Source organism: Actinosynnema sp. (assembly GCF_052038725.1).
This window is the reverse complement of the sequence record NZ_JBQGCX010000064.1, coordinates 1-4951: the sequence shown is the minus strand read 5'-3', so window position 1 is coordinate 4951 and position 4951 is coordinate 1. Positions and strand designations below refer to the sequence as shown.

The following is a 4951-nucleotide window of genomic DNA, read 5'->3' as shown; positions in this document are numbered from 1 at the left end:
CGCGTGGTCGGCGCGGACGGGCGGCCTGCGGGCGGGGTCGTGCCCGCGCGCCGCGCGTCCGGGCTCTCACCGCGCGCCGGGGGTGTGCTCGTGTCCTGCGGCGCGGCCGCGCTCAGGCCCTCTGATGCGGCCGTGCTCGGGTCCGCCAGCGAGTGCGGGTGTTCCGCGGTCGGAGTCGGCGGGGGTTCCGGGGGTGCGGGTGGGCCGGGCCTGCGCAGGCCGGCCACCCTGGGCCTGGTCCTGGGCGGGGTGGGGACGGGGCGGCGGCGCTGGGGTGGCATTCGCGGGGCTCCTCTCTCACGCGCCGCCTGCCGCGACCGGGCCGAGGGCTGCCAGCTTCCAGCCGGCGTCGGTCCTGGTCAGGGCGGTGCGGTAGCGGTTGATCTTCTTCACCGGTTGGCCGCCCTCCGGGGCGACGGTGGTCTCCACCACGGCGATCAGCGCCGCGGTGCCCGCACGGGCGTCGAGCTCGGTCACGGCGGCGTCCAGGACGCGGCTGGTGGTGACGGTCTTCGCGGCCTCGATCTGCTCGCGGCGGGTCTGCCTGCCCTCCTCGACCTCGCGGCGCAGGTCGCCGGTCGAGCTGTCCAGCCAGCGGTCCAGGTCCTCGTCGACCTTCCGGAAGTCGAGCGTGGTGAAGTTGACGACCCCGACCTGGCCGACCCTGAGCACCTCGTCGCGCTCCCGCGCGTAGGCCACCGAGTCACCGGTGGACGCGCTCCACCAGGTGATCCCGGCCCACAGCGCGTACCCGGCGGACAGCACCACGAGCACCACCGCCACCGGGAGCACCCGCCTCCACCCACGCGCGCCCCCGGACCGCGAAGCCGCGACCGGCGAGTCGCCGTCAGGCGAGTCGCCGACCGGCGTGTCCTCGGCCGACTGGTCCTGGGTCAGTGAGTCGCCGCCCGGTCCGTCGCTACCCGGCGAGTCACTGCCGGGCGATTCCCCGATCGGTACGGCCCCGCCGGGCGAGTTTCCGCCCGGTCCGTCGCCACCCGGTGCGTCCCCGCCTGCGGGGTCCGGCTCGGCGTCCGCCGCCTCCCCTGCGGGCGTGGCCGGGTCCCGGTCCGCAGCAGCGTCCGGCGCGTCCGCGACACCTGCCCCGTCCGCGTCCCGCGCCGCGCCCCCGGCCACCTCTCCGCTCCCCGCCTCCGGAGGGCGGTGCTCCTCCGCCTCCCGCAGGCCCGACTCGCGCGCTCCCGCCACGTCCCCTCCCTCAGCCCGGCAGCCCGGGCAACTGGCCCAACCCGATCAGCAGCGGCGCCCAGTCCTCCGGCGCCGTCGGCTCCCGCCCCGGCCGCTCCACCCCTCCCCCACCCGGCGCGCCCGGCCCGCCGGGGTTCGGCGCGACCTCCATCAGCCGCCGCAGTTCCCCGTCCGAGGACTTGAGCCGCCTCGCCTACCGCCAGCACCGGCCCGTCCTCGCGGCGCGGGCGCAGGTCCACGTACTGCTCCCCCACGGTGGACCGGTTCGCGACCACCACCTCCAGGCCGCTCAGGATCGGCGGCGCGCCCGCGTCGACGCCGTCCTCGGTCAGCCGCATCGGCCCGACCCACATCACCACCACACCCCGGTAAGCGACCTCGCCACCGGGGAACGCGCCGCCGATGGCGGCCAGCCCCACCCGCACCGAGGACCCGCCGAGCAGGTCAGCAAGGCCGCAGCCGATCCGGCCCAGCGGTGGCGCAGGCGGGACGGGCAGCGGAAGCGGCAGCGCGCGCGACAGGTTCTCCACGACGCTCCCGAGGTCCAGGTCGAGGTCCAGGGCGAGGTCCGCGTAGACGTTCGTGTGGTCGGCGCGGCTGCGGCCCACGGTGTCCACGGCGACGTCGACGAGCGAGTCCAGCGAGGTGAGCAGGGCGACCAGCCGAGTCAGCGCCCTGGTGATCTCGGTCCGGTGCCCGACCGGCGCGTCGTCCACCGCCACGCCCGCCTGCGGCACGAGTTCGCGCGCGCCACCGAGCCCGCCGCACCTCAACCCCGTGCTGCGACTCGGCCGATCCGGCTCTTCCGCCCGTCCCTTGGCCCGGCTCACCACCCGCACCTGCTCCGGGTGGTCGGCACGGCGACCTGCCCGCGCGCCTCGCGCAGGAAGAAGTTGGACCAGGACCCGTAGGAGGCGGTGCGGGTGAGCGTCTCCAGCTCGTGCGGCAGCCGCTGCACCAGACCCTCGATCAGCTCCCCGCTGTCGCCGAGGGTGGTGGCGGCCAGGCCGAGGTTCGCGATGTCGGTCCTGAGCGGCGGTCTGGCCTCGTCCGGGAAGCCCCCGGTGGTGGACGCCAGGTCACCGAGCGCGGGCCGGGTGCGCTCCGGCGGGATGCCGCCGCCGGGCGGCAGCGCCTCCCCGACCGGGCCGGCGCACTGCTCCAGCGCGAGGTAGCGCCTGCCGACGAGGTCGCGGTGCTTGATCGCGGCGGTGGTGGGCGCGGGCAGCGAGCGCTCCCCGGTGAGCGAGAACGCGGCCTCGGCGAGGCCGGTCGCGTCGGCGAGCAGCCGCTCCAGCTCGACGGCCCTCGCGGTCCGGTCCCGCTCGATCACCGCCCCACCACCAGCCCCCGGACCTCCACGTCCGAGTCCACCGCGAGCTGGTTCCCGACCCGGTCGGCGCGCGGCAGCACGGTGGTCGTGGGGGTGAACGCGCCCCGGTGCAGCGCGGCCACCCCGAGGGGGCGGTCGCGGCTCATCCGGCGATCCGCACCGTCGTGGTGGTGCCCCAGATGGCCAGGCTGAGGAAGAAGTCCAGCAGGCTCGTGGTGACGATCGCGGTGCGCACCGCCCGCCCGACCGCGACGCCCACGCCCGCCGGTCCGCCGGACGCCCGGTACCCGTAGTAGCAGTGCGTCAGGATGATCACCACCGCGAACACCAGGACCTTGCCGAACGACCAGAGCACGTCCCCCGGTGGCAGGAACAGCGTGAAGTAGTGGTCGTAGGTGCCCGCCGACTGCCCGTAGAAGTGCACGGTGACGGTCCGCGCGGCCAGGTACGAGGTGAGCAAACCGATCACGTACAGCGGCACGATCGCCGCGAACCCGGCCACGATCCGGGTGGTCACCAGGTACGGCAGGCTCGGCACGCCCATGACCTCCAGCGCGTCGATCTCCTCGGAGATCCGCATCGCGCCGAGCTGCGCGGTGAACCCGGACCCGACCGTCGCCGACAGCGCCAGGCCCGCGACCAGCGGCGCGATCTCGCGGGTGTTGAAGTAGGCCGAGACGAACCCGGCGAACGCCGAGGTGCCGATCTGGTCGAGCGCGGTGAACCCCTGCAGGCCCACGACCGTGCCGGTGAACACCGACAGGCCCACCATGACGCCGATCGTGCCGCCGATGACGGCCAGCGCGCCGCTGCCGAAGCTGACCTCGGCGAGCAGCCGCAGCACCTCGCGGTGGTAGCGGGTGATCGCGCGCGGCGCCCAGGCGAGCGCGCGCAGGTAGAACCACAGCTGGTCGCCGAGGGAGTCCAGCCCCCGCAGCGGGGCGCCCGCCGCGCGCCGCGCCCGCTCGCCGGTCGTGGCCACGTCAGCTCCCCTTCGCGGGCACGACCTGGAGGTAGATCGTGGTGAGGACGAAGTTGGCGAAGAACAGCAGCAGGAACGTGACGACCACGGCCTGGTTGACCGCGTCGCCGACGCCCTTGGGGCCGCCCGCCGGGTTGAGGCCCCGGTAGGCGGCGACGATGCCCGCGATGAACCCGAACACCAGCGCCTTGAGCTCGCCGATCCACAGGTCGGACAGCTGGGCGAGCGCCGAGAAGCTGGCCAGGTACGCGCCGGGCGTGCCGTCCTGCAGGACGACGTTGAAGAAGTAGCCGCCCATGACGCCGACGACGCTGACCATGCCGTTGAGCAGCACCGCGACCACCATCGCGGCCAGCACCCTGGGCACCACCAGCCGGTGCACCGGCGAGACGCCGAGCACCTCCATGGCGTCGATCTCCTCGCGGATCTTGCGGGAGCCGAGGTCCGCGCAGATGGCGCTGCCGCCCGCGCCCGCGATGAGCAGCGCGGTCACGATCGGGCTGGCCTGCTGGACGATCGCCAGCACGCTGGCCGCGCCGGTGAACGACTGGGCGCCGATCTGCCTGGTCAGCGAGCCCAGCTGGAGGGCGATGACCGCGCCGAACGGGATGGACACCAGCGCGGTCGGCAGCACCGTGACGCTGACGACGAACCAGCACTGCTGCACGAACTCGCGCACCTGGAACGGCCGCCGGAACGACGCCGCGACCACCTGGCCCGCGAGCGCGAACAGCCTGCCGGTCTCGCGCAGCAGGCCGGCTCCGGGTAACGCAGGGGTGCTCACGCGAGGTCCCCCGGCCCGGTGCGGGGAACCGGTGGTCCGGCGGGTTGCTCGTCCACCAGCGTCGGCGGGTTCGCCGGGCCCGCGCCCGCGAGCGCGGCGTAGCGCCGCCGCTCCTGCGGGGTCAGGCTGGCCACGATGCCCTGCCTGGCGCGCGGCGGCAGGGTGTGCAGGACGTCCATGACCCGGTCCTTGCGCCTGCGCACCGCCCGCCTCGGCGGCAGTCCCGGCGTGGGTTCGAGCTGCGGCACGACGCCGCGCACGTCCTCGTCCGGTGGGCCGTCCGCGTGCCCGGCCGCGCGGTGCGCGAGCTCGGCGGCGATGGTGGCCTGGTCCTTCTCCTCGGACATGCCGATGGGCCCGTTGCGGCGGCCGTTGAGGAACTGCTCCACCACCGGTTCCTCGCTGGTCAGCAGGACCTCGCGGGGTCCGAACACGACCAGCTCCCGGCGGAAGAGCATCCCCAGGTTGTCCGGGACGGTGCGGGCGACGGTGATGTTGTGGGTGACGATCAGGATGGTCGCGTCGATCTGCGCGTTCAGGTCGATGAGCAGCTGGCTCAGGTAGGCGGTGCGCACCGGGTCGAGCCCGGAGTCCGGCTCGTCGCACAGGATGATCTCCGGGTCGAGCACGAGGGCCCGCGCCA

6 protein-coding genes and 2 pseudogenes are annotated in these 4951 nt (G+C 74.8%); all 8 read right to left on the bottom strand.

Annotated elements, in window-relative coordinates:
- Window positions 1-281 (bottom strand): annotated as a pseudogene (locus tag ACTUAL_RS01285) (hypothetical protein); the annotation flags it as partial.
- Window positions 282-297: 16 nt separating this feature from the next.
- Window positions 298-792: a hypothetical protein gene (locus tag ACTUAL_RS01280; protein WP_096498108.1), complete on the bottom strand. Its 495-nt coding sequence runs from the start codon at window positions 790-792 to the stop codon at window positions 298-300.
- Between the two features lie 101 nt (window positions 793-893).
- A complete protein-coding gene (locus ACTUAL_RS01275) occupies window positions 894-2039 on the bottom strand; it encodes a hypothetical protein (protein WP_440898966.1) in 1146 nt (381 codons plus the stop codon).
- Entirely contained in the window at window positions 2036-2542 is a 507-nt protein-coding gene (locus tag ACTUAL_RS01270; RefSeq protein ID WP_440898965.1) for a hypothetical protein, read from the bottom strand. Before ACTUAL_RS01270 ends, ACTUAL_RS01275 begins: the two co-directional genes overlap by 4 nt.
- On the bottom strand, window positions 2539-2688 hold the full coding sequence (locus tag ACTUAL_RS01265) for a hypothetical protein (RefSeq protein ID WP_440898964.1): 150 nt from the start codon (window positions 2686-2688) through the stop codon (window positions 2539-2541). Before ACTUAL_RS01265 ends, ACTUAL_RS01270 begins: the two co-directional genes overlap by 4 nt.
- Entirely contained in the window at window positions 2685-3524 is an 840-nt protein-coding gene (locus tag ACTUAL_RS01260; RefSeq protein WP_096497141.1) for an MlaE family ABC transporter permease, read from the bottom strand. Before ACTUAL_RS01260 ends, ACTUAL_RS01265 begins: the two co-directional genes overlap by 4 nt.
- Before the next feature lies 1 nt (window position 3525).
- Entirely contained in the window at window positions 3526-4308 is a 783-nt protein-coding gene (locus tag ACTUAL_RS01255) for an MlaE family ABC transporter permease (protein WP_096497142.1), read from the bottom strand.
- Window positions 4305-4951 (bottom strand): annotated as a pseudogene (locus ACTUAL_RS01250) (ABC transporter ATP-binding protein); the annotation flags it as partial. The gene ACTUAL_RS01255 and the pseudogene ACTUAL_RS01250, both read right to left, overlap by 4 nt.

Excerpts from the sequence above, each read along its gene's own strand:
- ACTUAL_RS01265 (WP_440898964.1), bottom strand. The coding sequence starts at position 2,688 with ATGAGCCGCGACCGCCCCCTCGGGGTGGCCGCGCTGCACCGGGGCGCG.